We start from the raw sequence: 23,907 nt of genomic DNA, 5'->3' as shown, positions 1-23,907 counted from the left end.
ACCCGGCGTGTCCGGCAGGTCCGGCGTCCCGGTCTTCCGGCGTCTTCCGGAAGCCTCCGGAGGCTTCCGCCGTACCCCGGCGGAACGCGGCACAGCGCGCCTACCAGGGCAAACAGCCTGGTCAAAGTTACCTTCTAAGGATGAAGCGTGACCTTCGCGCCCTGGTGGCGGCCGCCGCCGTGCTCGGCTCGTACCCGGCGCTCCTCGTGACCGCGCTGTGGCCCCGGCCGCGCCTGTTCCTGGCCCTGTGCGCGGTGTCCTACGCGGCCGAGATCGTCGCGCGGTACCGGGCGCGCCCCCTGGTCGACCTGATGGCCAGGGCGCACCTGGGCATCACGCTCCGGTTCCTGACGCGGGAGACGGCGGTGATCGTCCTGGTCGCCCGTACGGCGGGCACCGCGTCGCCCTGGTTCGCGGCCCTGGTCCTGGGGATGTTCGCGGTGCACGGCGCGCGGGGGCTGCTGGCCGGGCTGGCGATCCTCCACCAGCGCACCCTGAACCGGATGCCGGTGCTGACCCGCAACCTCGACGCGGTGCGGGTCCCGCCGCCGCCGTGGCGCGTCCTGACCGACCACCGGGGCATGCGGCCGCTGTACCTGGACGTGCTCCCGGTGGGCGGCGCGGCGCTGGGCGCGCTGTCCGGCACCGCGCTGCCGGGCGTCGCGGGGGCGGCGGGGGCGCTGGCCGTCGCGGGCGCGGGCGCGCTGTGCCTGCTGCCGCACCTGCGCCGGGTCCGGCCGCTCGGCGACGGCGCGGCCGTGCTGCGGGCCGCCGGGGAGCGCCTGGCCGCCCACCGGCCCGAGGTCGCCCTCTACTTCTCCGGCCCCCCCGACTCGGCCTACCAGGTCCGGATGTGGCTGCGCCCGCTGGAGCGGATCGACCGGCGGGCCGTGGTGGTGCTGCGGGAGCGGGAGATGCTGCGCCTGCTGGGGGAGACCTCGCTGCCCGTGGTGTGCGTCCCCTCGGCCGCCGACCTGATGGGGTTCGAGGCGCTCACCGGGGTGCGGGTGTGCCTGTATCCGGCCAACGTCGGCAAGAACATCCACATGCTCCGCATCCGGGGGATGCGCAGCGTCTTCGTGGGCCACGGCGACAGCGACAAGGAGGCGTCGTTCAACCCGTTCACCAAGGTCTACGACGAGGTGTGGGTGGCCGGGCAGGCCGGGCGCGACCGCTACCTCCGGGCCAGGGTGGGCGTGCGCGACGAGGACGTCCACGAGGTGGGCCGCCCCCAGCTCAGCGGGGTCGGCACCGCCGGCCCCGGCCTGCCGTACCGCACGGTGCTGTACGCGCCGACCTGGGAGGGGTGGACCGACGACCTGTTCCACACCTCGATCACCACGATGGGCCCGGCGATCGTCCGCGCCCTGCTGGCCTGCTCCCCCGCGGTCCGGGTGATCTACAAGCCGCACCCGCTGACCGGTTACCGCAGCCCGGCCGCGCGCCGCGCCCACCAGCAGGTCCGCGCGCTGCTGGACCGGGCGGAGCTGCACCGGTCGATGGCCCGCCACCCCTCGGGCGGGGGGCTCCGCCGCCGGGACGCCGGGACGATCAGGCACCTGGTCGTCACCGGCCCCGAACCGGCCCTGTACGACTGCTTCAACCAGTCGGACCTGCTGGTCGCCGACATCTCCAGCGTGGTGGCGGACTTCGTCGCCAGCGGCAAGCCGTACGCGGTGACCAACGTGGCGGGGCTGGCGGAGCAGGTGTTCCGCGAGCGGTACCCGAGCACCGAGGGCGGCTACCTGCTGTCGGCGGACCTGCGAGAGCTGCCCGCCGTGCTGCGGGCCATGGCGGAGTGCGGGGAGGACGCCCTGGCGGCCACGCGGCGCAAGCTGCGGACCTATCTGCTCGGCCCGGACCACCCGGACGCCATGACCCGCTTCAACGACGCGGTGAACGGCGCCTGCGAGCGGGCCCTGCGCGCGTCCGGCTGAGCCGCTCGGACGCCCCGGACGCCCGTCCGGGGCCGGACCCCGGGCGCGGACCGGCCCGGCCCGGCCACCGGGTCGCGCCGCCGCGGGCCGGGCCCGCTCAGCCGGACGCGGCGCCGGGCCTGCTCAGCCGCCGGGGGCTCGTCAGGAACCCCCAGCCCCACGACATGTGCATGGTGGCGTAGACGAGGGGCAGCCGCAGCCGCGCGCCCGGCGGCAGGCCGCTGCCGGTCACGGCCGAGCCCGCCAGGATCGCCAGCGCGTAACCCCCCGGGATCAGCAGGCCGGGCCAGAAGAACGGGGACACGACGAGACCCGCGATGATGGCCGCCACCGCCACCGGCGGCGCGAGGTAACGCAGGTTGATGGTGCCCTCGTGGGTCCTGGCCACCACCCTGCGCCAGCGGCCGTAGTGGAAGTACTGCTTGGCGAGGGCCTTGACCGTGGGCCTGGGCCGGTAGGAGACCCGCATCCGGGGCTGGAACCACACCAGGCCGCCGGTCTCGCGGATGCGGTGGTTCATCTCCCAGTCCTGGGCGCGCTGGAAGTGCTCGTCGTAGCCGCCGACCCGCTCCAGGGCCTCGCGGCGGAAGACCCCGAGGTAGACCGTGTCGGCCGGGCCGGCGGTGCCGCCGGTGTGGAACCGGGCGCCGCCGACGCCGATCTTGGACGTCATGGCGCGGGCCACGGCCCGCTCGAACATCGTGACGCCCTCGGCTGCCATGACGCCGCCGACGTTGTCGGCGCCGGTCTCCTCCAGGGTCTCCACGGCCACGCTGAGGTAGTCGTCGGGGAGCATGGCGTGACCGTCCACCCGGGCGATGATCCCGTGGCGGGAGGCGGCGATGGCGGCGTTGAGGGCGTTGGGAGTACGGCCGGTCGGGTTCGGCACCACGACGACCCGGGGGTCCTCGGCGGCGATCGCGTCGGCGACCTCCTGCGTGCGGTCCTTGGACGGGCCGATCGCGAGCACGACCTCGATCGGGCCCGCGTACCGCTGCGACAGGACCTGCCGTACGGCCTCCCGCAGGTGGCGTTCCTCGTTCAGCACCGGGATGACGACGGAGATGGGCGGCCAGACACGCGTCTCGGGGGACGACGCCGGCGCGGGCGAGTCGGGAAACTGCTTCATGGCGGGGCTCACGCTACTGTACGAACCGGTAGCTCATCGACCCAGCCGAGCCGGAGCCTAGGGGGCCATGGATGCGCGACCCGGAAGACGACTCGGGTGTGCAGGTCGGCGGTGACGCCTACGGCAAGGTACGGCTGGCCCCCCGGCGTGAGCGCCGGTCGTCCGGGAGGGCGCGGTCCCGGCGGCGCGGCCTGCTCGTCGCGGGCGCGCTGTCGTCCCTGGTGCTGGGCGGCTCCGGGGTGATGTGGGCGCTTCCGAACTACGCCGCCGGCAAGATCCAGGCGGTCGACGCGGGGGTGGCGGGGTCGCGGTCCACCGGCGCGATGAACATCCTCGTCGTCGGCGTGGACCGGCGCGACGACCTCACCCGGCAGCAGCAGAACGCGCTGAAACTGGGCCGCGAGGCGGGGCAGCGCACCGACACCATGATGGTGGTCCACCTGTCGGAGGACCACAGCAGGGCGACCGTGGTCAGCCTTCCCCGCGACACCTGGACGACGATCCCCGGCAAGGGCGACCACAAGATCAACGCGGCGTACCAGCTCGGCGGCCCGAAGCTCGCCGTGCGCGCGGTGCAGACGGTGACCGGGCTGACGATCAATCACTACGTCGAGGTCAACGTGCTCGGCTTCATCGACGTGGTGGACGCGCTCGGCGGCGTCTCGGTCTGCACGCCGGTCCCGATCGACGACCCCAAGACCGGCCTGAACCTCCGGCCGGGGACGTACTCGCTGCCCGGCGCCAAGGCCCTCGCCTACGCCCGCACCCGGGCGACGGCCCGCTCCGACCTCGATCGGATCGACCGTCAGCAGCAGGTGATCTCGGCCCTGCTGCACCAGGCCCTCAGCGGCGGCACGCTGACCAACCCGGCCAGGCTCGTCTCGTTCGTCGACAGCACCCTCGGCACGCTCCGGGTGGACGATGCGCTCCGCGGGGACCTGCTCGGCCTGGCCCGGCAGCTCAAGGACGTCTCCACCGACGACGTCGCCTTCGCCACCGTCCCGCTCGCCGACGTCGACTACCGGACCCCGACGGGCGAGTCGGCCGTGCTGTGGGACAAGGACGCGGCAGGGGAGCTGTTCCGCCGGATCGCCGCCGACGAGCCGCTCGTCGGGCCCTCGAAACCCGCCTCGCCCGCCTCCCCGAGCGCGTCCGCGTCGGCCACGGCGGCCACGTCCCCCTCGTCGTCCCCTTCGTCCACGCCCTCGCCCACGGCCGGCGCGCTGACCGTGCCGCCCTCGCGGATCTCCGTCAGGGTGCTCAACGGCACCACGACCACGGGCCTCGGCGCGCGGGTCAGGGGCGAGCTGCAGCGGGCCGGCTTCACGGTCCCCGACGCCGCCGGCAACACCCCGGAGAAGGACCACGACAGGACGGTGGTCCGGTACGGTCCCGGCCGTGAGGACTCGGCCCGGACCGTGGCCGCCGCCCTGCACGGGGCCGAGACGCGCCAGGTGGACGATCTCGGCGGCCGGGTCGAGGTCGTCATCGGCCGTCGGTACCCGGGGGTCCGGAAGGTCACCGTCGACGAGACCGCGGCGCCGTCCGCCACCTCCTCCGCGGGACCCTCCGCCGGGCCGTCGGCGACGCCGGCGCCCGTCGCCACTCCGATGGCGAAGACCGCAACGGAGAACATCTGTAAAAAGTAATTTCTCTACATGAAAAACACCTCCGAGGGCAGGAACCAGGCACGGAGGTGATGACCGTGGTTCTTTCGAATCCGACGTTCGAGGTGGAGAGCTGGCACCAGGGGCCGTGCGCGGTGGTGCGGGCGGCGGGCGAGCTGGACATGGCGGTCGCACCCCGGCTGCGAGCCGAGGTGGACCGCGTCCTGGACGCCCCCGGCCGCCCCTGCCTGGTGATGGATCTGACGCAGGTGCCGTTCTGTGACTCCGTGGGACTGGGCGTACTGGTGAGCGCGCTCGCCCGGGTCAGGGACGCACAGGGCCGCCTGATCCTGGTGGTGGGGCCGGGAATGATCACGCATCTTCTGACGATCACCAATTTGGATCGTTATTTCGAGACCCGCTCCTCTCTGCGGGAGGCCTACGAGGCCGCCGCCTGACCGTTCCGGCCCGGAGCGGCCAGGTGGCGGTGACGGCTCCGGGCCGGGCCAGGCGACCGGCCGCCGGTGGCACCGGCGGTTCAGCGGGTAGAGACGTGGCGGGCGGGGTCGCCGCCCAGCAGGGCCTCTCCGAGCGGGGTCAGCGTGTGCAGCACGGCGCTGCCCGTCCGGACCGTCGAGACGAGCCCGGCGTTGCGCAGCACCGCGGCGTGCTGGCTGGCGGAGGCGGGTGAGACGCCGGTCCGCTCGGCCAGCGCCGTGGTGGTGGCGGGCCGGCGCAGGGCGGCGAGCACGGCGGCCCGGGTACGGCCGAGCAGCGGGCCCAGGACGTCCGGGGCGCCGTCCGGCCGGCCCTCCGGGACCATGGGGTATATCAGGGCGACGGTCCCGCCGGGCCGGTAGCCCACCAGGGGGGCGGACGCGAAGTACGACGGGACGAGCGTCAGCCCGAGCCCGCACAGCGGGATGTCGTAGGTGCCGGCCGTGCCGACGTGCAGGACCGGTGGCTCCCACCGGCAGGTGACGCCGAGGGTCGCGAGGAGGGCGTCGACGCCGCCCCGCATCAGCGTCTCGGCGCGTAGCGCCCGATCGGCCGCGGCGGTCGCCCGGATCCGCGGCCACAGAGGTTCCATCGACGCGGCGAAGTAGTCGTCCAGCTCGCTGACGAGGGTCTGCCGCGCCTCCGTGTCTCCGTCGGCGAGCTCCCGGTACCACCCGGAGACCTCCCGCGATGGGTTCAGGTGGCTCAGGTCGACGGCGAGCTGGGCGGTGGGCGTCCGCCTGATCCGCTCGATGCCCGCGGAGAAGTCCCCGGCGTCCGGCTGGCACAGGAAGGCCGGCATCGCCTCGTCAGAGGAGACGAGGTCGAGGAGCCTCCCGGCCCGGGTCCCCGAACCGGCGGCCATCCCCCTGTTCCATTCGAGTACGGCGGGCCTCGACCAGCCCGCGCCGCCCGGCGCGCCGCGGAGCCGGCGCAGGCTCAGGCCGATCTCCAGCAACGCGTCCGGAGCCGGGGCGAGCGTGACCCTTCGCAGGTCCGCCTCGGTGAAATGCAGACGGATCATGCCGGGCGCCTCCCGTCCGGAACCCCTTTTCGATCAGAGCTGAAAGGCGTTGCTTCCCGCGGCCGCCCGAATGATGCTCTGAAGGCGTGCCCGGAGCACGCGCCGGCCCGGGGCCCGGGGCACGCGCCGGTACACCGCGACGGCCTGCGGGGGAAGATCATGCTCCTCGACGATACCGCGCCGGGCGATCTCCGGAGGCGGATCGCCCCCGCGGGGAAGCGCCGCGGTCTCCGGAAGCGGATCACTCCCGCGGGGAAGGGCCGCTCCCCGCCCCGGGAGCCGTCCGGCCCGGCGACTCCGGGCCCGGGAGCCGGGGCGCTTCGGCCCCGGTGGACTTCGCGATCACTCGACGGGGAAGAGATGACGCCTGCCTACACGCTCCGGCCGGACGACCTTCCGGACCGTGACCGTTTCGACGCCTGGTGGGAGGCGGAGGTCGAGCGCCTCCTGGTGCGGAGGCTGCCCGGCCGCGCGGGCGCCGGCGCACTCCTCGCCGGCCTCCTGTGGGATCTCGCCTCCCACGACCCCGGCGTGGACGCCCGGGTGGCCACGGCCGCCCTCGACCTGCTCGCCGCCCTTCTGACCCAGGAGCTGGGCGCGGACCGGCCCCCGGTGGACGACTCCCGCGCGAGCATGGTCGCGCGGGCCCAGGCGTTCATCGAACGGAGGCTGGCCGACCCCGGCCTCTCCCCCGCGCTCGTCGCCGCCGAGCACCACGTCTCCGTCCGCCACCTGCAGAAGCTCTTCGAGGAGCAGGGGCTGAGCGTGGCCGGCTGGATCCGGCGGCGCCGGCTCGAACGCTGCCGCCACGATCTCTCCGACCCCGCGCGGAGCGACCTGCCGGTCCGCGCCGTCGCGGCCCGGTGGGGCTTCACCAGCGAGTCGCACTTCAACCGGGCGTTCCACGCGGCGTACGGCACACCCCCCGCGACCTACCGCCGCAGGCTGCGGGAGTCCGGCGGTACGGCGTCCGTGCCTCGGCCCGCCGATGAGACCGCCCGGACCCGGAGACGGACGGCGGGCGGAGCCGCCTGACCGCGTCCCGGCCGCCACGGCGTCATCGGCGAATGCGTTCGGCCGACGGCATCAGTGGCCGAGCCTGCCGACGTGGACGACGCCGGTCTTCGGGTGGGCGGCCGTGAGGGCCGTCAGGTGGGGGACGTCGGATGCGACGATCAGGACGGGTCCCTGCTGGGTCAAGGCCGTGGCGGCCAGCATGGCGTCAACGGCCTGGTCAGTGGTCAAGCCGGCTGCGCCGATCAGCTTCCCGGCGCGTTCCCCGATATCCGGGGTCACCGGCTCGACCACCACACCACCCAGGACGCGATGCACGCCGGCGTCCCGCGACCCTCCGCGAAGGATTTCCGCGAGGATGGCCGCCGACGTGATGACACGACGCCCGTCGAGGTGCGCGACCTTGAGACGGATGTACATCGTCCGGTCGATCGCCGCACGGTTGAGACCCTCGTTGTCGAGGACCAGGGCGCCGTGGTCATGCGGGCTCAGCCGCTTCCGGCGGCTCACGCGCCCGGCCATTCGGCTCGGGCCGCCGCCATTTCGTCGTCGGTGACGGGGTCGTGGATCCGGTCGAGCGCTGTCACCAGGTCTCCCAGCCGGTCATGTTCGAGCTGGCGGACCAGCGCGTGGGTGACGTAGGCCGACACGTTGCCTCGCCCGGCACGGACGCGCAGCTCAGCAGCAACATCAGCCGGAACGGTGATGCTCATTTTGTCGGTTCGCAGCGGTTCGCTCACCCATCAATCCCACCGCCGGTGGGATCACTGCGCGGGGGTCCGGCGAATCGCCATGGATGAGTTCTCCCCACACCCGGCGACCGTTTCCCGCGCCGGGGACTCCGGGGGACGAGTCCACCTCCGGGCCGTCGCCCCCACCTTCCGGACTCACAGCTCCCATGCCATCATCATTCGGATGTCAAGAGAATTCGGATTCAATAGGTATCCTGATGCCGTGATGGGAGAGGAGTGACGATGGCGCGATTGACCCGGGCGCAGCAGCAGGAGCGCACCCGCGCGGCGGTGCTGGAAGCGGCGGGACGGGAGTTCGCCGAGCACGGATACGCAGGGGCGAAGATCGACCGGATCGCCGAGCGGGCCGAGATGACCCGAGGCGCGGTGTACTCCAACTTCCCGACCAAGCGCGCGCTGTATCTGGCCGTGCTGGTCGGCCTGGTCGAACGCTCCACCGGCGAGACCGCAGGAGCCGTCGGCGTCACCGGCGTCACCGGTGCCGACGAGACCGCCGGGCCTCCAGGGAACGCCGGGTCTCCCGGAACCACCGGAGTCCACGGGCGGGCCCCGCGGCCCTCATCGGCCTCGGTGGCCGGGTCGCTGGGCTCCTTCGCCAGGGTCTGGCTCGAACGGCTGCCGTTGAGCGGCGACTCGCCGGCCGACGGTCACCTGCGGTTGCGCTCGCTGACCGGCGTGCTCGACGACGAGCCTTCCCGGACCGCGCTGGCCCAGGTCGCCCGTCTGGAGGCGCTGCTGCTCGCCCTCGCGCTCGAGTCGCACCCACCGCGGGACGCCCGGCGCGTACGGCTGGCCGAACTGGCGCTGACGCTGCTGAACGGCTCGGCGGGCCTGGCCGAGACCGCGCCCGGGTTCGGCGACCCGTTCGACGTGGTGCGGGCCTGCGGCCATCTGGCCGGCATCGACCTGGCGGACGCCTGGAACCCGCCTCACCTGCCCTATGTCTCCCCCGCACGCCCCTGCGACGATCCCTGGATCCCGCCGGCCGGGGTGTCCGACCGGATCACCGGCCGCCGGGCCGACCTCGGCGACGACGGTGTGATCGCGATCCTGGGGGCCGGGCGGCTGGCCGCGGCGGAGGAGGCCGTCCGCGGCGCCCTCCCGGCCGACCGGGTGACGGTGGTCGCCGTGACGGGCGACCCGGCGGAGATCGGCCGCCTGGTACGGCTCAGGATCGACGATCTCACCGCGTGCCTGCGGCGCGTGTTCGCCGCCGACGCGTGGCCGTCCCTCCGCGTGGTGCTCGACGACCACGCCCTGGCCGCCGCGGCCCTCGGCCTGCCGGGCGTCGGCGACGCCACCGAGGCCGCCGTGCGGGTCCGGGGCGGCAGGATCGTCGCCCGAGCCGAGGGCCGCGGCGCGGCCCACGCCGTGGCGACCGCCGGCGCTCCGGACGTCGCACGATCCGGTGGGAGCGGGGCATGACGGCTCCCCCGACTCCCCCTGCCGGCGACCTGCGGGTCCTCCACGCGCTCCGCTGCGCCGGGTTCACCGACACGGCCAGGGTGGCCGCGGTGACGGGGCTCGGCGAGTCCGACGTCGAGTCCGAGCTCATCGACCTCGCCGTCGCGGGCCACGTCACGTACACGGCGGGCGTCTTCGGCGGGTGGGGCCTCACCGAGGCCGGCCGGGCCGCCGACGCCCGGCGGATCACCGAGGAGCTGGAGGCGGCCGGCGCCCGGACCGCCGTGGCGGTCGCGTACGACCGCTTCCTCGTCCTCAACCCGGAGCTGCTCGACATCTGCGGGGCCTGGCAGCTGCGCTCCACCGACGACGTACCGGTGGTGAACGACCACACCGACCCCGCCTACGACGCCCGGGTCCTCGGCCTGCTCACCGATCTCGACCGGCGCGCCCAGGCGGTCTGCGCGGACCTGTCCGCGGCGCTGCCGCGGTTCGGACGGTACGGCGTCCGCCTCGCCGTCGCGCTCGCCCGGGTGGCCTCGGGCGACCTCGACCATGTGACGGACGACATGGAGTCGTACCACTCGGTGTGGTTCCAGCTCCACGAGGACCTGCTCGCCACCCTGGGCATCCCCCGGTGACCCGCCGGAACGGGCGGCCGCCGACGAGATGGATCCACCCGCTCTCGCCGGACGCCGGGGAGACGGCCGACGCCATCGGGGGCAAGGCGTACGGCCTCGTCCTGCTGCGGCGGCTCGGACTGCCCGTGCCGCCGGGGTTCGTCATCGGCATCGACGCGTGCCGCGCCTTCCTCCGTGACGGGCGGCCGCCCGACGGCCTCGACGGCGAACTGGCGGCCGCCGTCGCCGCCCTGGAGGAGGCCACGGGCCGCAGGCTCGGCGGGCGGGAGAGACCGCTGGCGGTGTCCGTCCGCTCCGGCGGGCGCGAGTCGATGCCCGGCATGATGACCACGATCCTCAACCTCGGTCTCACCACCGCGGCCACGACGGCGCTGGCGGCGGAGACGGGTGACGCCCGGTTCGCGCTCGACGCGCGGCTGAGGTTCCTGTACGGCTTCGCCACCGCGACCACGGACCTGACCGCGGAGACCCTCGACGCCGTCGTGGGCGAGGCGACCGGACGCGGATCCGGCGGCGTCTTCGCGGGTGAGGCGACCGGACGCGATCCCGGCGGCGCCGCGGCGGATGAGGCGGCCCGGCACGGGGTGGACGGGCCCGGCGACGTCCCGGCCCTCCTGTCCCGGGCGATCCGCGAGGTCGAGGCCGTCATCGGGCGGCGCGCCGGCCGGCCCGTCCCGGACGACGCGGCCGAGCAGCTCGGGCAGGCCGTCGCGGCGGTCTTCTCCTCGTGGGAGACGCCGCGCGCGACGACCTACCGCGAGCTCCACGCCATCCCGCACGACCTCGGCACGGCGGTGGTCGTGCAGGCCATGGTGTTCGGGAACCGCGACGACCGCAGCGGCACCGGGGTCGCGTTCAGCCGCGATCCCAACACCGGCGAGCCGGTCCCGTTCGGCGAGGTCCTCTTCGGCCGCCAGGGCGAGGACGTCGTCTCGGGCAGGTCGTCGACCCTCCCCCTGCGCGACCTGGCCGACCGGGAACCGGTCGTGTGGGCCGCCCTCCTGGACGCCCTGGACCGCGTGGAGGCGCACTACCGCGACGCGTGCTACCTGGAGTTCACCTTCGAGGCCGGTGAGCTGTGGCTGCTGCAGGCCCGCCCGGGCCGGTTCACCGGCGCCGCCGCCGTCCGTCTCGCGACCGGCCTCGCCGACGAGGGCGTGATCGGACGTCACGAGGCACTGCTCAGGGTCTCCCCCCACCATCTCCGGCACGCCGGCGCGGTCCGCCTGACGACGGCCGGCGAGGCCGGCCTTCTCGCCCGCGGGCTGGGGGCGTGCCCGGGTGTCGCGGCCGGCCGGGTGGCGGCCACCGCGGACAGCGCGGTCCGGATGGCCGGGGAGGGCCCCGTCATCCTGGTCCGTCCGGAGACCTCCCCGCTCGACATGCACGGCATCGCCGCCGCCGCCGGAATCGTCACCGCCCGCGGCGGCCCGGCCAGCCACGCCGCGATCGTCGCGCGGGCGATGGGCAAACCGGCCGTCGTGGGGGTCGCGGGCCTCACCGTCACCGGCGGCTCCGTGCGGGCCGGCGGGCGGGTGCTCCCCGAGGGGACGCTCATCTCCATCGACGGGACCGGCGGCGAGGTCGTCCTCGGCAGCCCTCCGCTCACCGCGTCCGCGGCCGACCCCCACCTGCGCCGCCTGCTCGAATGGGCCGACGAGGTGTCGGGCGACGCCTCCGGCCGCCCCGCCCCCCAACGCCTCGCCGCCGCCCACGCCGCCCTCGGACGGCGCCCCTGACCCGGGATCAGGGGCCGGGAATCGTGATGGTGGCGTAGATCGGCTTGTGGTCGGAGCCGGTGTCGGACGTGTCCACCCGGCACCGGTACCCGGCCGACTTCGGCCCGAAGATGTAGTCGATCTTCGAGTTGCCCGAGGTGGGGACGCCGGTGCGGGCGCCGCCGTGGGCCGGCTGGTCGCACCCCTGGTACGCCTCGTACACCGGTGCCAGCGCGTCGGGCACGGGTCCGGCCGGGCTGTCGGGCGGGGTCAGGTTCAGGTCCCCGCCCAGGACGGACCGGTATCCGGGCCTGGCCGCCGCGGCGAGCAGCTCGGACACCTGCCGGGCCCGGTAGCGGCCGTCGGGGTCGTCGGCGGACAGCGCGGAGCTGAGGTGCGCGGCGCAGAGGCTCAGCGCCCTGGACTCCACCACCGCGCACAGCGCGGTGCGCTGCTCGTAGCCGGGCGGCGAGGTCAGCGGCGTCGCCGCGTATCAGGTGTTGACGTCGGGAACCGCCAGCGCGATGCCGTAGGAGCCCCGGTCGACGTTGTTCACGTCGGGCACGCAGACCTTCTGCGCCGCCACCGCCGTACCGGAGACCAGTTGCCCGATCGGCACGAGTCTGTATCTCTCCCAGGACCCGATGGAGGAGGCGCGGGCGCGCAGCATGCCGGCGCCGCCGCCGGCGTAGTCCTTCTCCGCGGTGACGTACAGGCCGTTGGCCTTGGCTCTGAGCGCGTACAGGCCGGATCCGGCGTCGACGAGCGTGAACTGCTCCCACGACTTCACCAGCCCGCCCCGCGCCCGGAGTATGCCCTCGTCCGTTCCCGGGTCGTCGGCCTCGGCGCTGACGTACAGGCCGTTGGCCTGGGACAGCAGGGCGAAACGCTGGCCGGCGCCCGACGGCGGCGCGCCCGCCGCGTGCGCCGGTGTCGGGGCCGCCACCACGAGCGCGGCGGCGCAGCCGGCGACGAGAGAACGAACGAGGCGACGCAACGAGCCTCCCGGGTACGTCATGGACCGGGACACCGGCATCCGTCCCGCCCCGGCGGCGTACCTCGGCGGCCCACTCCCGCCCGTGATCGGGTGATGGCGACCCGCCATGGGTTCCCCGTCCGGTTCGACGCGGTACCGGCCTCTCCGCCGGACTGATCGATCGTCTCCCGAAAGATCCGGATCGTCATAAGACATGATCGTGACATTCGCGTCACTCGTGAGGTGCTCGCCGCGCCGACGGTGACGGCGGGCGCGACGGGCTTTCCCAAATGTTTCCGGAATTCCCGCACATTTCTGGAGCCCGAACGTTCACCGGGCTCCAGAGCGGACCCGAGCGGCCGGTGACCTTGTCATAGCGGGTGGCGACGGCTTCACCGTTGCTTGAGCTCGGCGAAGCACCGCTCCACCGCATCGCGCCCCTTGCAGGCCGCAGCATTGAGAGCGGGCGGCCCACGCGGTCACCTCGCGTTCGCGGCCGGCAATCCGACCGGGCCGTTCGGAGGTGATCGCGCCGATGCCGCGTCGCCGCAGACGGAAGCGAATCTTCCGGGAGGAGTGGTGGCCCTTGTCGGCCACCAGCCGGTCCGGCCGGGTGCGGGGGCGGCCGATGCGGCGGCGCAGCCGGAACATGCTCATCACCGCTTCAAACGCGGTGCGATCGTTGAACATCGCCGACGGTCACGTGCAGGGCTCATGTATCAGACAGATCTCAGGCTCCATCGAGCACACCACCGTCTCCTGACGTGTCGAGATCATTGAAGACGGCGACTTCTCCCGGCCTCGTGTCCGTTGCGGATGCGAACTTGAGGCCCTGGACAGCCCCTTCCGCCTTCGTAACCGCTTCGAAGAAGGCTATCGAGCCAACACTTCCAGCCTTCTTGTGATCAACGGCCAGAGCGCGAGCCGCATTAACCAGTTGAAGGCCTTGCAGCCGGAGCTCTGCGGCTTGAGCAACCTTTCCCATCGCTCTCGCCCTCCAGTAGGCCGCCGCGTCGCTCCAGTACTTCGCCCCCTCTGGGTCGCTCTCGGCCATACCGGCAGCCTCGCATGCCAGCAGTACGGCCAGCTCATAGGCAGCCCAGGCGTCGCCGTCCTGAGCCTGCTTGAGCCTTTGCCCACCTGGGCGCCCCCAGCTTTCTGGTATGGGAAACACTGTCGGTGCAGTCCTCTGGGCAGGAGCCTCTCCGGCGAGTGGAGCAAGGATGTCGCCGGCCATCTCGTTCTCGGCGGTTTGCTCCTCGCCCTCCGAGAGCGACTCCTCCTGAGGATGGGCTACAGGCGAGGTGATCCCTTCCCATTCCTTCGCAGCTCGCCAAAGCTGTTGGAACTCCCCAAAAAGATCACTCAGGGAAGCGATGTCAAGGTCGGACTTAACGGCAATACGGTGACAAACAATCACAAGAGTTCGCACCAGCAGCCAATCGGGAATTCTCTTGGACTTTCCACTCACAAGATCGTGAGCAGTGGTACGCGGGAGAGGCCTCAGCCACTCACGCTCCTCACCGGCCTCGGCGATGACGCTCTCCGCCACTCGAGTGAGCATCGGATAGGGCGGCTGACCGGCCTCAACGGAGTACAGCTTCCGCATCCGCGCCACAAGCGACGCAAGGGGGTCACCACCTGGATCGGCTTCACTCATGATCCAACCTGCCTGGGATCGCAAATGCCCTATAAATGAACAAAGAGGACACGGCTAGACAGGGAAAGAGTCCGTCCTGCCACCTGGCCCTCAGAGGTAACCATGGTCCCACAGGTCAGGATCGCGGCAGTTCGTTGCGCCAAACACGACTTGTCGCACTTAGAAAGCTTGACCGGATGCGTCCGATCGCGTCCGGAGGCGTCCGGAGACGTCCGGAGGAGCAACTACCTCATCCGAAGCGGGCCAACGGAGAGTTTCCAAGGTTTACGCCCTGCTACTCCTAGTGTCATGAATCTTCGTCCGACATCCAGCCGGAACAGGCGTGCGGTCTCCTGGGAAGGAGAGAGCAGCCTGTGAGCACGACGAACCTCATCTGGTGGGCCATCGCCGGCACCTTGCTCTCGCTCCTGGTTGGCGTCGCAGGCACCCTTCTTGCCCTCGGGGATGGCGGCTCGGTCGCCGGATCCGTCATGATCGGCGCCGGAGCCGCAGGGGGAGCAGCCGGACTGTGGATTGCCGGCACAGCGGCGGTGTGCTCGACACTCAAGCGAGATCGCGGCAGCGATCCAGAAGCGTGACCCTTCTCCAAGAAGGGGGCGCCACCGCCAGGGGTCCACACCCTTACACGACTCTCTGGAGTCCTCCCCGGCGACGCCCGCTCATGGCCGACCCACAGAAGCAATGAATATGAGCCTGTTCCGTCCCCGCATCGTGTTCCACGGAGCAGGGGCGGAACAGGGACACGCGAGACCATCCGGGAGCCACGAAGGCAGACGGACGATTCCACGGAGGAGAGGGCTTCTCCTGCCCAAGGGCCTACTTCAGCAGCTGGCGCGCCATGACCATGCGCTGGATCTGGTTGGTGCCCTCGTAGATCTGGGTGATCTTGGCGTCGCGCATCATGCGCTCCACCGGGTAGTCGCTGGTGTAGCCGTACCCGCCGAGGAGCTGCACCGCGTCGGTGGTGATCTCCATGGCCGCGTCGGAGGCGGCGCACTTGGCGGCGCTGGAGAAGAACGTCAGGTCGGCCTGCGGCTCGCCGTGCATGGCCAGCTCGGACCGGGCGGCGGCGGCGTAGGTGAGCTGCCGGGCGGCCTCCAGCTTCATCGCCATGTCGGCGAGCATGAACTGCACGCCCTGGAACTCGGCGATGGCCTTGCCGAACTGCTTGCGCTCCTTGACGTAGCCGACCGCGTAGTCGAGGGCGCCCTGGGCGATGCCCAGCGCCTGGGCGGCGATCGTGACGCGGGTGTGGTCGAGCGTGGCCAGAGCGGTCTTGAAACCGGTGCCCGGCGCGCCGATCATGCGGGACGCCGGGACCCGGACGTCCTCGAGGATGACCTGGCGGGTCGGGGAGCCCTTGATGCCGAGCTTCCTCTCCTTGGGCCCGAAGCTGACGCCCTCGTCGCCCTTCTCCACCACGAACGCGGAGATGCCGCGCGCCCCCGCGCCCGGCTCGGTCACGGCCATCACCGTGTAGTACTCCGACACCCCGGCGTTGGTGATCCACATCTTGGCGCCGTTGAGCACGTAGTGGTCGCCGTCGGCCACGGCGCGGGTCTTCATCGAGGCGGCGTCGCTGCCCGCCTCGGCCTCCGACAGGGCGTAGGAGAACATCGCCTCACCTCGCGCGACCGGCGCGAGGTAGCGCTGCTTGAGCTCCTCCGACGCCGACAGCAGCAGCGGTACGGTGCCCAGCTTGTTGACCGCGGGGATCAGCGAGGACGACGCGCAGGCCCGCGCCACCTCCTCGATGACGATGACGGCCGCCAGGGCGTCGCCCCCCGCGCCGCCGTACTCCTCGGGAACGTGGATGGCGTGCAGGTCGGCGGCGACCAGCGCCTTGTAGACGTCCCAGGGGAACTCCCCCGTCTCGTCGGCCTCGGCCGCACGGGGGGCGATCTTCTCGTCGGCGAGGGCGCGGACGGTCTCCCTGAGCATCTGGTGCTCTTCAGGCAGGGCGTAGAGAGGGAAGCTCATGGGCAAATAGTAGGACGTCCAACAATGTATGGACCGATCCATCCCGTGTGAGATGCATCGCTGCCTGTTTGTGCAGGTGGCAAAGTGGTCTCCTAGGATGCCGATACCCTGACGGCACAGAATCGGGCAGAACCGAAAGGAACGCCAGTGGCCTACCGCCTCACGATGGTGGGAACCGGATACCTGGGTGCGACGACGTCCGCGTGCATGGCGGAACTGGGCTTCGAAGTCCTCGGCGTCGACGTCGACGCCGAGAAGATCGCTCGGTTGCAGGCCGGGGACCTGCCCATCCACGAACCCGGCCTGGAGGAGATCCTGCGGCGCAACATCGCCGCGGGCAGGCTGCGCTTCACCACCTCCTTCGAGGAGGCCGCCGCCTTCGGCGACGTGCACTTCCTGTGCGTCGGCACTCCTCAGAAGGCCGGCGAGTACGGAGCCGACGTCTCCTACCTCGACGCCGCGATCGAGGCTCTGGCCCCGCACCTGGATCGCGAGTGCCTGGTCGTCGGCAAGTCCACCGTCCCGGTGGGCACCGCCCAGCGCCTGGCCGACAAGCTGGCCCGGCTGGCGCCCATCGGCGCCGGAGCCGAGCTGGCGTGGAACCCGGAGTTCCTGCGCGAGGGCTACGCCGTCCAGGACACCCTGCGGCCCGACCGGATCGTGCTGGGCGTGGCCTCCGACAAGGCCGAGAAGGTCATGCGGGAGGTGTACGCCTCGATGCTGGAGGCCGGCACCCCGCTGGTGATCACCGACTACCCGACCGCCGAGCTGGTCAAGGTCGCCGCCAACGCCTTCCTCGCCACCAAGATCTCCTTCATCAACGCGATGGCCGAGGTCTGCGAGGCCGCGCACGCCGACGTCAAGCAGCTCTCGCAGGCCCTGTCCTACGACGACCGCATCGGGGGCAAGTTCCTCAACGCCGGTCTGGGCTTCGGCGGCGGCTGCCTGCCCAAGGACATCCGCGCCTTCATGGCCCGCGCGGGCGAACTCGGCGCCGACCAGGCGCTGACGTTCCTGCGCGAGGTGGACATGATCAACATGCGCCGCCGGGCCCGCATGGTCGACCTCGCCCGCGAACTGGCCGGCGGTTCCTTCCAGGGCTGCTCGATGACCGTGCTGGGCGCCGCGTTCAAGCCGAACTCCGACGACATCCGCGACTCGCCCGCGCTCGACGTCGCCGTCAAGATCAGCGAGCAGGGGGGCCGGGTCACCGTCTACGACCCCATCGCCCAGGAGAACGCCCGCCGCGCCCACCCGCACCTGTCGTACGGCGAGTCCGCGATGGAGGCGGCCCGCGGGGCCCACGTCGTGCTGCTGCTCACCGAGTGGCGGGAGTTCGTCGAGCTGGACCCCGAGGAGCTGGGCGCCGTCGTGGCCTCCCGCAAGATGGTGGACGGCCGCAACGCCCTCGACGCCGAGCTCTGGCGCAACGCCGGCTGGCACTACCGCGCCCTCGGCCGCCCGTGACCGGGCCGCACCGGCCGGAGGCGGCAGCCGCCGGACCGCCGTGGTCCCCATCAGCGTGATCGTGGCCGCCGTCACGGGGTGCCGGCGCGGACGCGTGTCCTGACCGCCCGGTGCGGGGTCCCGCGGAACGGGACCCCGCACCGGGCGGTCCGGCGTCAGCCTCCCTGGACGCGCCCTTCGGGGCCCGCGTCGTTCTGACCGCCCTGGGGCCTGGCCTCGGGGCCCGCGTCCCCGCGGGGATCCACGGGTTCCGTGCCGCCCCGGGGGTCGGCCTCGGGGCCCGCGTCGCCGCCGCCGTAGCGTCGCTGGACGGCGTCGACGCCCTTGCCGATCTGCTCGTCGTACTTGTGGCCGGTCCGCTCGCCGGCGAACTCCTCACCCCGGTCGAGCACCTGGTCGGCCTGGTCCGGGTGTTCCCTGGCGAGGTCCTCGGCCTTCTTCGCCCAGTCTCCGATCCCGCTCATGACGACCCCTCCCTCTCGTCCTGTACGGCCTCAGGGCGGGCCCTACCCGCCTCGGGCGAGGGCACACACCGCCTCCCGTCGTGCCGGGAAAGTAGAGTGGCGCGATCACCGCGACCGCCAAGGAGCCGCTCATGATCACTGACCCGACGCTCGCCCGGATCGGCGAGGCGGCGGTGTTGAACCACCACCGGGGTCAGCGGGAGGCCGCCCGCGACCTTCTCGCACGGATCTGGGGTGACATCGGCGGCGAGCAGGGCGATCCGCTGCACGTCTGCGTCCTCGCCCACTCGATGGCCGACACGCAGGACGACGTGCACGAGGAGCTGATGTGGGATCTGCGGGCGCTCGCCGCCGCCGACCTGGTCACCGACGAGCGGGCGGCCGAGGCCGGGGTGACGCTCTCGGTGGCCGGCCTGTATCCGTCGCTGCACCTCAACCTGAGCGACTGCTACCGCAGGCTGGGCGATCTCGACCGCGCCCGTGAGCACCTCCGGCGAGGACGGGCCATGATCGGCGCGCTCGGCGACGACGACTACGGGAGGCTCATCAGGGGCGGCCTGGAGCGGCTGACCAAGGAACTGGGCGACACCGCCTGACCGCGCACCCGCCGACGGGTGCGGCGGCGATCGGGTCTCAGCGAAGAGCCGCGGCGGCCTGGGCGACCAGCCAGCGTTCCGCCTGCTCGTAGGTCCAGCCGTTGTCATCGACCAAGGTGAAATAGCCGGAGTATCCGAAGTAGAACCAGAGGATGTCGGTCGCCTCCGCGACGGTCATCCCCGCACGCAGACCGCCGACGTCGCGGAGCCGGACGGCGACGGCTTCGATGGCATCGCGGTAGCGTCTCGTGGCCACCCGCAGGTCCTCGGCGAGCCCGGTGTCGTGCGGCGCGGTCGTCAATATCAGCCGCACGATGTCGCCGTACGTCTCACGCATGTCCCGGACCACGGACGCCGTGCGCCGCAGGATCTCGTCCGGGTCGGTGAGGGTCTCCTGCCGGGAGAGGGTCTGCGCGATGATCGGCGCCTGGCTCCACCGGTCCACCAGCGTCCGGATCAGCCCCCGTTTGCCGCCGGTCACCGCGTACACCGTGGCCGGTGCGACGCGGGCTTCCGCCGCGATGTCCTCGACCTTCGTCGCGAAGTATCCGTTGCGGGCGAAGAGCAGACGCGCCGCGTCGATGATGGCGGCGTGGGTGGCCGCGGCGTACTCGGCCCGGCGGCTTCTCGGCGGTTCGGTCATGGCCATCCGAGCATAGCCTGCGCCACTCATCAGAGTTTGGCTCTGATGAGTATGCGGTTACTCTGGCGACATGAGCGACATGCTGACATCCGGAGCGGAATATGAAGCAGCCCTGAAGATCTGGAACGGCGCGGTGACCAGCCGTCCGCTCGCCGTCCTCCGATGCGCCGACACGGCTGACGTCCAGGCCGGGGTCCGGGCCGCCCGGGAGAGAGGTCTCCCGCTGTCGGTCCGTGGCGGCGGGCACGACTGGGCCGGTCGCGCACTGGCCGACGGCGGGCTGACGCTCGACCTGAGCCCGATGCGACAGGTGAGCGTCGACCCGGCCACCGCGGTCGCCACCGTGGCGGGCGGCGCCACCTCGGCCGACGTGGCCGCGGCCGCGCAGCGGGCCGGCCTGGTCGCGGTGACCGGGACGGCCGGTTCGGTCGGGATGGCCGGCCTGACGCTCGGTGGTGGGTACGGGCCGCTCAGCGGCCGGTTCGGCCTCGCCGCGGACAACCTGCTGTCGGCCGACGTGGTGCTCGCCGACGGCACGCTGGTCACCGCCGACGAGGAGCACGACCCCGAGCTGCTCTGGGCCCTGCGCGGCGGTGGAGGCAACTTCGGCGTGGTCACCACGATGCGGATCAGGCTGCACACGGTGCCGGCGATCCTGGCCGGAATGATCATGTTTCGGTTCGACGTCCTGCCGGAGCTGGAGGAGTCACTGCTGCGCGGGCCGGACGAGCTGACCGTGCAGGCCGGCTTCATCACCGCCCCGACCGGTGAGCCGGCGCTCTTCGCCGCACCGACCTGGTGCGGCGACCCCGAGGCCGGGACCCGGGTGCTGCAACGGCTCACCGAACTCGGCGAACCGCTGACGGCGCAGGTCGGCCCGGTCACGATGACCGATCAGCTCGCCCAGATCGACGCGATGTTCCCGCCCGGCCGCCACGTCGAGATCGGGACGAGCACGGTCACCGGACTCGACCGGACGGTCCAGGAAGTCCTGACCGACACCGCGAGCGCCATGACCTCGCCGTTCTCCGGGATCTCGCTGCACAGCCTCCACGGGGCGGCCGCCCGTGTCCCCGCCGACGCCACCGCGTTCCACAACCGGACGCCGCACCTGATGATCGAGACCATCGCGGCCTGGGAACCGGGAGACCCCGCCGAGGACCGGCACCGGGCCTGGGTGCGGGGAACCGACCGGCTTCCGGGCGGCTACCCCAACCTGCTCGGCCCGGAGGACACCGAGCGCACCGCCGCCGCCTTCGGACCGAACGCCGAGCGCCTGCGCGCCGCCAAACAGCGGTACGACTCCGGCCTCGTGTTCCAGGCCCCCGGAAGGCTCTGACAGCCGGTATCCGCGACGTGACCGCCGCATGACGCGTACCCCGGCGGTCCTGGCCGTGGTCCACGATCAGGTGCGGGCGCCGGTCAGGCCGGCCTGGACGCGGGGCGTGAAGGAGCCGGGGAACCCGTGCCTGCGCCGCGGAGACCGCGGTCCGGAACGGGTTCCCCGGGGGCGGCTCGACCGTGCCTTCACGGGATGGTCTTCACTGGAGCCGATGGGGTAGCACGGCGGCGGAGAAGCGCCGCCGGACGGAGGAACGACGTGACCTGGAGCACCCGCGAGATCGCCCAACTCGCCGGCACCACGCTGCGGGCGGTACGGCACTACCACGAGGTCGGGCTGCTGGCGGAGCCGCACCGGCTCGCCAACGGCTACAAACAGTACGGGGTCGCTCACCTCGTCCGGATACTGCGCATCAAGCGCCTGACGGACCTCGGGTTCTCGCTGTCCCAGATCGCGGCCATGGACGACACCGATGACCATCCGGTGGAGGCCCTGCGCAGCCTCGACGCCGAACTCGCGGTCACCATCGAACGGCTCCAACGCGCCCGCCTCGAACTCGGTTTCCTCCTGCGGCAGTCCACCCCGACCGAACTGCCGTCCGGCTTCGCCGCACCCGATGCCGTGGCGAAGATGCCGCACGCGGACCGCTCGTTCGTCGTCGTGCTGACCCGGATCCTGGGCGAGGAGACCATGCGCGCCTGGACGGACATGCTGCGCGAACCCGCCACCGACCCGGTCGCCGAGCGGTTCAACACCCTCCCCCCTGACGCCGACGAGCAGACCCGCATCGCCGTGGCCCGAGACATGGCGCCCTACGTACGCACGCTGTACGCGAAGCACCCCGAAGCGAAGATCACGAACGCCGGCAGCCGGTACAGCAAGCGCTACGTCGAGCAGATCGTCGACAAGGCCCTGGCAGAGCTCTACAACCCCGCGCAGCTGGACGTCCTCCGGCGCACCGGCCGACTGCTGTCCGACACGGACGGCTGAGGCCATCACCGCGGAACGCGGCGGTCGCCCGGCATCCGATCGCGCCGCCGCTACCGCGGGCGAAACGCCGCAGGATTCGGGCGTACAGACGGGCGGCGCCGGGTGAGACGTCCGGGGCCGCGGCGGCCGGGGACGTCTCACCCGGCGGGTTCGTCCCGGCCGAGGATGACGTCGACACGTTGCGGGACGTCGATCTGCGCGGGGTTGTACAGCTCGACGACCCCGGCCGACATTCCCCCACATGCCGGCATTCCACACCATGCCCTCGGGGCACAGTCAACGCGAGTCGCTCCGGCAGGTCCTGTCACCGGCCGGCATCGTGCCGTCGACCAGGTAGGACGTGGTCACGTTCAGTGCGCAGGCGTTGCCGCCGAGCACGTAGACGCCGTGCCCGCTCTCGTCGGCGACCACCAGCCGGGAGCGCTTCTCGAACTTCTCCCGCAGCAGCCTGCCACCCGCGAGCGGGGTGACCGGGTCCCGCCGGTTCTGCAGGATCAGCACGTTGCGCGGCCCCTGGTCGTTGATCTTGACGGGCGGCTCGGCCGGCTCGTGCTTCCAGAAGGCGCACGGGATGATGTTGGCGCTGGCCGCGCCGAACAGCGGGTACCGCTCGCGGTCCTGCGTGACGGCCCGCCGGTAGGTGTCCACGTCCTCGGGCCACTGACGATCGTTGCAGGTCACGGCAAGATACACGGTGAAGGCGTTGTCCGCCGGGTTGGGAGCCGCCGTCTTCGGCGCCTTCGTCGCCTTCGGCGGCGTCTGGCCGGGCTTCAGCAACGCCTGCCAGCCCTGGGCGAGGGGGCCGTACTGGAGCTTGTTGTAGAGGGAGGCGAAGGTGAACTGCCGGAAGGCGGGACCGGTGATCCCGTCGGGGGACGGTGTGCGGTCGAGCCGTTCGGCGATGGCGAAATACGTCCTGCGCACCTGCTGCGGTGTACGGCCCAGGCCGTAGGAGTCGTGTCGCTTCGCCGCCCACTTCGCGAAGTCGGGGAACGCCTGTTCCATGCCGAGCGCGTACCGGCGCAGGCCGGCCCGGTCGAGGTGGGTGTCGCCGATGTTGCTGTCCAGCACGACCCGGTCGGTGGTCGCCGGGAACATCGAGGCGTACGCCGCACCCAGCGCCGTACCGTAGGACGCCCCGTAGAAGCTGGCCTTCTTCTCGCCGAGGGCGGCGCGGATGCGGTCCAGGTCGCGCGCCATGTTGGCGGTGCTCAGGTGCCGCAGGCGCCCGCCGGTGTCCTTGGCGGCGCACCGGGCGGCGACGTCCTTGGCGACCTCCGCCTGCCGGGTCACGGCCGCGTCGTCGGCCGCGTACGGCGGGATGTTGGCCCAGTAGGCGTCGCCGGCGGTGAAGCCGCAGCTCACCCGAGCCGAATGGCCGACACCCCGGGTGTCCATGCCGATCAGGTCATAGGCGTCCGTGACGCTGGACGGCAGTCCCTTCGAGAACAGGAGCGCCGGCTGGTCCAGCCCGGTGCCGCCCGGACCGCCCGGGTTGAACATCAGCACACCGCGCCGCTTGTCCGGATTCGTGCTCGCGATCCGCGACACCATGATCTCGATCTGGGTGCCGTCCGGGTCGCCGTAGTCCAACGGAACCGGCACCTTCGCGCACCGCACCATCCCCTGCGCCGCCGGCGCCACCACCACGTCGGCCGGACACGCCGCCCACGCCGGCCCCGCGGCGGGTTTCCCCACCGCCGCCGCCCCGGTCGTCGCCGGAATCACCGCGACCAGGGCACCGGCCAGCCCCAGTGCCCCCACCAGGGCCGTACCACGCCTTCGAAACATCATCGCCTCCTGTCCCGCCCCCTCAGCGGGGGCTCGTCCCCCATCTGAAACCGTGCCCTCAGGTCATGGTCAAACGGACACCGGGCAGGTCTTCCCCGGACGGCCCCGAAACCCCGCCGGGGCGGCGCCGATCGTCTGGACCGTCAGGAAGCCGCCGCCGCGGGCTCACGGCCGTACGCCACCGCGTCACACGGCGCGGGCCCGGCCGTGTCACCGCCGAACGTCCCATGTGAGGTCACGGACCGTCCCCGGAAGGTCACACCCGCACGAAGTT

The 23,907-nt window shown here is 72.3% G+C and carries 23 protein-coding genes; 12 read left to right on the top strand and 11 right to left on the bottom strand.

The window, feature by feature from the left end; translation table 11 throughout:
- The first annotated feature begins 140 nt into the window (after nt 1-140).
- Nucleotides 141-1,937: a hypothetical protein gene (locus tag ACFYSC_RS08705; protein WP_389958621.1), complete on the top strand. Its 1,797-nt coding sequence runs from the start codon at nt 141-143 to the stop codon at nt 1,935-1,937.
- A gap of 97 nt (nt 1,938-2,034) precedes the next feature.
- On the opposite strand, the gene ACFYSC_RS08700 is transcribed toward ACFYSC_RS08705, so the two are convergent.
- On the bottom strand, nt 2,035-3,066 hold the full coding sequence (locus tag ACFYSC_RS08700; RefSeq protein ID WP_389958618.1) for a glycosyltransferase family 2 protein: 1,032 nt from the start codon (nt 3,064-3,066) through the stop codon (nt 2,035-2,037).
- Nucleotides 3,067-3,137: 71 nt separating this feature from the next.
- Between ACFYSC_RS08700 and ACFYSC_RS08695 the strand changes: the two genes are divergently transcribed.
- Together ACFYSC_RS08695 and ACFYSC_RS08690 are read left to right on the top strand one after the other, a co-directional pair.
- The gene (locus ACFYSC_RS08695) at nt 3,138-4,715 is read left to right on the top strand and encodes an LCP family protein (RefSeq protein ID WP_389958615.1); all 1,578 of its coding nucleotides are present in this window, start codon (nt 3,138-3,140) and stop codon (nt 4,713-4,715) included.
- Between the two features lie 56 nt (nt 4,716-4,771).
- A complete protein-coding gene (locus ACFYSC_RS08690; RefSeq protein WP_362929013.1) occupies nt 4,772-5,131 on the top strand; it encodes an STAS domain-containing protein in 360 nt (119 codons plus the stop codon).
- An 80-nt stretch (nt 5,132-5,211) separates the two neighbouring features.
- On the opposite strand, the gene ACFYSC_RS08685 is transcribed toward ACFYSC_RS08690, so the two are convergent.
- Nucleotides 5,212-6,195 carry an ArsR/SmtB family transcription factor gene (locus ACFYSC_RS08685; RefSeq protein WP_389958612.1) on the bottom strand — a complete coding sequence of 328 codons (984 nt, stop codon included), beginning with the start codon at nt 6,193-6,195 and terminating at the stop codon, nt 5,212-5,214.
- Nucleotides 6,196-6,555: 360 nt separating this feature from the next.
- Here ACFYSC_RS08685 and ACFYSC_RS08680 point away from each other — a divergent pair, with 360 nt between their 5' ends.
- Nucleotides 6,556-7,230, top strand: coding sequence for a helix-turn-helix domain-containing protein (locus tag ACFYSC_RS08680; RefSeq protein ID WP_389958609.1), 675 nt, complete (start codon nt 6,556-6,558; stop codon nt 7,228-7,230).
- A gap of 51 nt (nt 7,231-7,281) precedes the next feature.
- Here the strand turns inward: ACFYSC_RS08680 and ACFYSC_RS08675 are convergent, their stop codons facing one another.
- Nucleotides 7,282-7,719, bottom strand: coding sequence for a type II toxin-antitoxin system VapC family toxin (locus ACFYSC_RS08675; RefSeq protein ID WP_389958606.1), 438 nt, complete (start codon nt 7,717-7,719; stop codon nt 7,282-7,284).
- Nucleotides 7,716-7,949 (bottom strand): CopG family transcriptional regulator, encoded by a 234-nt coding sequence (locus ACFYSC_RS08670; protein ID WP_389958604.1) that lies wholly within the window; start codon nt 7,947-7,949, stop codon nt 7,716-7,718. The genes ACFYSC_RS08675 and ACFYSC_RS08670 overlap by 4 nt, the downstream gene beginning before the upstream one ends.
- A 234-nt stretch (nt 7,950-8,183) precedes the next feature.
- Here ACFYSC_RS08670 and ACFYSC_RS08665 point away from each other — a divergent pair, with 234 nt between their 5' ends.
- From ACFYSC_RS08665 to ACFYSC_RS08655, 3 genes are read left to right on the top strand one after another with little or no spacing between them, the layout of a single operon-like run.
- A complete protein-coding gene (locus ACFYSC_RS08665; RefSeq protein ID WP_389958602.1) occupies nt 8,184-9,386 on the top strand; it encodes a TetR family transcriptional regulator in 1,203 nt (400 codons plus the stop codon).
- Entirely contained in the window at nt 9,383-10,006 is a 624-nt protein-coding gene (locus tag ACFYSC_RS08660; RefSeq protein WP_389958599.1) for a transcriptional regulator, read from the top strand. The genes ACFYSC_RS08665 and ACFYSC_RS08660 overlap by 4 nt, the downstream gene beginning before the upstream one ends.
- The gene (locus tag ACFYSC_RS08655) at nt 10,003-11,745 is read left to right on the top strand and encodes a pyruvate, phosphate dikinase (protein ID WP_389958597.1); all 1,743 of its coding nucleotides are present in this window, start codon (nt 10,003-10,005) and stop codon (nt 11,743-11,745) included. The genes ACFYSC_RS08660 and ACFYSC_RS08655 overlap by 4 nt, the downstream gene beginning before the upstream one ends.
- Before the next feature lie 7 nt (nt 11,746-11,752).
- Here the strand turns inward: ACFYSC_RS08655 and ACFYSC_RS08650 are convergent, their stop codons facing one another.
- The 3 genes from ACFYSC_RS08650 to ACFYSC_RS08640 all read right to left on the bottom strand — a co-directional run bounded on the left by ACFYSC_RS08650 (nt 11,753) and on the right by ACFYSC_RS08640 (nt 14,360).
- Nucleotides 11,753-12,157 carry an endonuclease/exonuclease/phosphatase family protein gene (locus ACFYSC_RS08650; protein ID WP_389958594.1) on the bottom strand — a complete coding sequence of 135 codons (405 nt, stop codon included), beginning with the start codon at nt 12,155-12,157 and terminating at the stop codon, nt 11,753-11,755.
- A 60-nt stretch (nt 12,158-12,217) separates the two neighbouring features.
- Nucleotides 12,218-12,721, bottom strand: coding sequence for a hypothetical protein (locus tag ACFYSC_RS08645; protein ID WP_389958592.1), 504 nt, complete (start codon nt 12,719-12,721; stop codon nt 12,218-12,220).
- Nucleotides 12,722-13,430: 709 nt separating this feature from the next.
- Nucleotides 13,431-14,360, bottom strand: a complete 930-nt coding sequence (locus ACFYSC_RS08640; protein WP_389958589.1) for a hypothetical protein — start codon at nt 14,358-14,360, stop codon at nt 13,431-13,433.
- A 353-nt stretch (nt 14,361-14,713) separates the two neighbouring features.
- Here ACFYSC_RS08640 and ACFYSC_RS08635 point away from each other — a divergent pair, with 353 nt between their 5' ends.
- Complete coding sequence (locus ACFYSC_RS08635; RefSeq protein ID WP_389958586.1) at nt 14,714-14,938, top strand: hypothetical protein; 225 nt, start codon at nt 14,714-14,716, stop codon at nt 14,936-14,938.
- 238 nt (nt 14,939-15,176) lie between these two features.
- On the opposite strand, the gene ACFYSC_RS08630 is transcribed toward ACFYSC_RS08635, so the two are convergent.
- Nucleotides 15,177-16,340, bottom strand: a complete 1,164-nt coding sequence (locus tag ACFYSC_RS08630) for an acyl-CoA dehydrogenase family protein (RefSeq protein WP_362928971.1) — start codon at nt 16,338-16,340, stop codon at nt 15,177-15,179.
- A gap of 147 nt (nt 16,341-16,487) precedes the next feature.
- Here ACFYSC_RS08630 and ACFYSC_RS08625 point away from each other — a divergent pair, with 147 nt between their 5' ends.
- Entirely contained in the window at nt 16,488-17,807 is a 1,320-nt protein-coding gene (locus ACFYSC_RS08625; RefSeq protein WP_389958583.1) for a UDP-glucose dehydrogenase family protein, read from the top strand.
- A gap of 155 nt (nt 17,808-17,962) precedes the next feature.
- On the opposite strand, the gene ACFYSC_RS08620 is transcribed toward ACFYSC_RS08625, so the two are convergent.
- The gene (locus ACFYSC_RS08620) at nt 17,963-18,271 is read right to left on the bottom strand and encodes an antitoxin (RefSeq protein ID WP_362928967.1); all 309 of its coding nucleotides are present in this window, start codon (nt 18,269-18,271) and stop codon (nt 17,963-17,965) included.
- A 131-nt stretch (nt 18,272-18,402) separates the two neighbouring features.
- Here ACFYSC_RS08620 and ACFYSC_RS08615 point away from each other — a divergent pair, with 131 nt between their 5' ends.
- Nucleotides 18,403-18,867 (top strand): hypothetical protein, encoded by a 465-nt coding sequence (locus tag ACFYSC_RS08615; protein ID WP_389958581.1) that lies wholly within the window; start codon nt 18,403-18,405, stop codon nt 18,865-18,867.
- 37 nt (nt 18,868-18,904) lie between these two features.
- Here ACFYSC_RS08615 and ACFYSC_RS08610 read toward each other — a convergent pair whose 3' ends face one another.
- Nucleotides 18,905-19,510 carry a TetR/AcrR family transcriptional regulator gene (locus ACFYSC_RS08610; protein WP_389958578.1) on the bottom strand — a complete coding sequence of 202 codons (606 nt, stop codon included), beginning with the start codon at nt 19,508-19,510 and terminating at the stop codon, nt 18,905-18,907.
- 70 nt (nt 19,511-19,580) lie between these two features.
- On the opposite strand from ACFYSC_RS08610, the gene ACFYSC_RS08605 reads away from it, so the two are divergent.
- Both ACFYSC_RS08605 and ACFYSC_RS08600 read left to right on the top strand, forming a co-directional pair.
- Nucleotides 19,581-20,849 (top strand): FAD-binding protein, encoded by a 1,269-nt coding sequence (locus tag ACFYSC_RS08605; RefSeq protein ID WP_389958576.1) that lies wholly within the window; start codon nt 19,581-19,583, stop codon nt 20,847-20,849.
- 261 nt (nt 20,850-21,110) lie between these two features.
- Nucleotides 21,111-21,842: a MerR family transcriptional regulator gene (locus ACFYSC_RS08600; protein ID WP_389958573.1), complete on the top strand. Its 732-nt coding sequence runs from the start codon at nt 21,111-21,113 to the stop codon at nt 21,840-21,842.
- A 276-nt stretch (nt 21,843-22,118) separates the two neighbouring features.
- Here the strand turns inward: ACFYSC_RS08600 and ACFYSC_RS08595 are convergent, their stop codons facing one another.
- Entirely contained in the window at nt 22,119-23,636 is a 1,518-nt protein-coding gene (locus tag ACFYSC_RS08595) for an alpha/beta hydrolase (protein ID WP_389958571.1), read from the bottom strand.
- Between the last annotated feature and the right edge of the window lie 271 nt (nt 23,637-23,907).

The organism is Streptosporangium sp. NPDC004379, from assembly GCF_042873875.1.
In the GTDB taxonomy this organism is placed as follows: Bacteria; Actinomycetota; Actinomycetes; order Streptosporangiales; family Streptosporangiaceae; genus Streptosporangium.
The sequence above is the reverse complement of the archived record's forward strand: the minus strand, read 5'-3'. Positions and strand labels throughout refer to the sequence as shown.

Bases quoted from the DNA above. Each gene is read 5' to 3' on its own strand.
- ACFYSC_RS08605 (WP_389958576.1), top strand. From the start codon at position 19,581: ATGAGCGACATGCTGACATCCGGAGCGGAATATGAAGCAGCCCTGAAG.
- ACFYSC_RS08700 (WP_389958618.1), bottom strand. From the start codon at position 3,066: ATGAAGCAGTTTCCCGACTCGCCCGCGCCGGCGTCGTCCCCCGAGACG.
- ACFYSC_RS08660 (WP_389958599.1), top strand. From the start codon at position 9,383: ATGACGGCTCCCCCGACTCCCCCTGCCGGCGACCTGCGGGTCCTCCAC.
- ACFYSC_RS08665 (WP_389958602.1), top strand. From the start codon at position 8,184: ATGGCGCGATTGACCCGGGCGCAGCAGCAGGAGCGCACCCGCGCGGCG.
- ACFYSC_RS08680 (WP_389958609.1), top strand. From the start codon at position 6,556: ATGACGCCTGCCTACACGCTCCGGCCGGACGACCTTCCGGACCGTGAC.
- ACFYSC_RS08640 (WP_389958589.1), bottom strand. From the start codon at position 14,360: ATGAGTGAAGCCGATCCAGGTGGTGACCCCCTTGCGTCGCTTGTGGCG.
- ACFYSC_RS08610 (WP_389958578.1), bottom strand. From the start codon at position 19,510: ATGACCGAACCGCCGAGAAGCCGCCGGGCCGAGTACGCCGCGGCCACC.
- ACFYSC_RS08705 (WP_389958621.1), top strand. From the start codon at position 141: ATGAAGCGTGACCTTCGCGCCCTGGTGGCGGCCGCCGCCGTGCTCGGC.
- ACFYSC_RS08615 (WP_389958581.1), top strand. From the start codon at position 18,403: ATGATCACTGACCCGACGCTCGCCCGGATCGGCGAGGCGGCGGTGTTG.
- ACFYSC_RS08620 (WP_362928967.1), bottom strand. From the start codon at position 18,271: ATGAGCGGGATCGGAGACTGGGCGAAGAAGGCCGAGGACCTCGCCAGG.
- ACFYSC_RS08595 (WP_389958571.1), bottom strand. From the start codon at position 23,636: ATGATGTTTCGAAGGCGTGGTACGGCCCTGGTGGGGGCACTGGGGCTG.
- ACFYSC_RS08685 (WP_389958612.1), bottom strand. From the start codon at position 6,195: ATGATCCGTCTGCATTTCACCGAGGCGGACCTGCGAAGGGTCACGCTC.
- ACFYSC_RS08630 (WP_362928971.1), bottom strand. From the start codon at position 16,340: ATGAGCTTCCCTCTCTACGCCCTGCCTGAAGAGCACCAGATGCTCAGG.
- ACFYSC_RS08695 (WP_389958615.1), top strand. From the start codon at position 3,138: ATGCGCGACCCGGAAGACGACTCGGGTGTGCAGGTCGGCGGTGACGCC.